Origin of the sequence: Mesorhizobium sp. M2A.F.Ca.ET.039.01.1.1 (genome assembly GCF_003998035.1) — a bacterium.
Classification (GTDB): domain Bacteria; phylum Pseudomonadota; class Alphaproteobacteria; order Rhizobiales; family Rhizobiaceae; genus Mesorhizobium.
Genome location: NZ_RZRY01001189.1, coordinates 1 through 1,230 on the forward strand (window position 1 = coordinate 1; position 1,230 = coordinate 1,230).

2 protein-coding genes and 2 pseudogenes are annotated in these 1,230 nt (G+C 64.4%); all 4 read right to left on the reverse strand.

Features of this window, described 5'->3' with window-relative positions:
- Nucleotides 1–258, reverse strand: a 258-nt coding sequence (locus EOA24_RS38500; protein ID WP_189354617.1) for a ParB N-terminal domain-containing protein, incomplete at its 3' end; no start/stop codon positions are given.
- 118 nt (nt 259–376) lie between these two features.
- A complete protein-coding gene (locus EOA24_RS38505; RefSeq protein ID WP_127410855.1) occupies nt 377–577 on the reverse strand; it encodes a hypothetical protein in 201 nt (66 codons plus the stop codon).
- A gap of 47 nt (nt 578–624) precedes the next feature.
- Nucleotides 625–772 (reverse strand): annotated as a pseudogene (locus EOA24_RS38510) (DUF2958 domain-containing protein); the annotation flags it as partial.
- A gap of 183 nt (nt 773–955) precedes the next feature.
- Nucleotides 956–1,230 (reverse strand): annotated as a pseudogene (locus tag EOA24_RS43665) (hypothetical protein); the annotation flags it as partial.

The following is a 1,230-nucleotide window of genomic DNA, read 5'->3' on the forward strand; positions in this document are numbered from 1 at the left end:
GACGAGGATGCCGAGCGCGAGATAGCGGCGGCCGCCGGCGGGCACTTCATAGGTGCCGGTTTCCTCGCCGTCTCCATCGAGGACTGGACGGACGTTCAGGCTCTGCAAGAGCTTCCGACGACCGATATCCTCGGCGAGCTGCTCGATGGTGACGCCGTCCTTTACCCGGCGGACATTTTCCTGCGACAGGACAAGCTTGTCGTAGGCGATGTTTTCCGAGGGGTTCATTGCGATCTTCTGAATGGCGCTTTTTGCCATGGTCAGGGTCTCCATGACGGGCGGCCCGGGAACTCTCCCCGAACCTCCAAACCCGTCAGGAACCCTCGCCTCCGCCCTCTGCCTCTCGCGGCCGCCGCGCCGGCGCAAGCCGGCGGCCTCAATGCGGTTCGGCGACATCGACCCGTCCGGCTTTGCGCAGCGCCTCGAGCATGCGGGCGTGGTCCATGCGGATGTGGATGAGCGCCTGGCGATCGACGGTGACCGTCTTGCTGGTGCTGCGCGTGCGATCGTGCCACTCGTGCAGGGTCTCGAACTCGGCAAAAGTCGTGTAGAGCCGGAGAATGGGGCGACCGCTCATGGCGCGGTCCTCGGTTCGGCCGGTGCGGACATGGCTCCGACGCCTGGGATGTCGCCGGCAGCATCAAGCTCGGTTGCAAGCCCAGGTGCGGATCCCGACCGGATTGAAGAACTTGACCGCCGGCACAAGGTCGCGATCGCTCTGGCGGCCGTCGGCGAGGAACTGTTCGCGCTGCTCAGCGGTTAGCAGCGGCATTCGGGTCTTGGCGGTATCGTGCATGGGTCGCGCTCCATGACGGACGATCGAAAGCCCGCCTTCCGACCTCGTGGTCCGTCACGACGAAAGGCGCCGCCCTCATGGTTGTGAGGACGGCGCCTTGAAGTGGCGATGAAAGGGACGCCGGCTTGCGATATGTGGGATCGCCGGCCTGGGCGGGGATCAGTGAACGAGGTCGAGGAGCTTCTTGGCTTTGCCTTCCATTTCGAGCCGCACATCCTGGTGCTGCTTGTCGCGCGCAACACGGGTGATACCTTGGACGAAGTCGAACACCGATCCCGGCGGATGGCCTTCGTCGGTGAGCACAGCATCGATAATCTTGGTGGTTTCGCCTTTCGAGAAGCCGCGCTTGCGCAGGAACGTCGTTCGATCATCGTCGTTGCGGGCAACAACGCGCTCGCGCGCTGCCTTGATGCCGTTGACGAAGGGCATGGGCG

Bases quoted from the DNA above. Each gene is read 5' to 3' on its own strand.
- EOA24_RS38505 (WP_127410855.1), bottom strand. From the start codon at position 577: ATGAGCGGTCGCCCCATTCTCCGGCTCTACACGACTTTTGCCGAGTTC.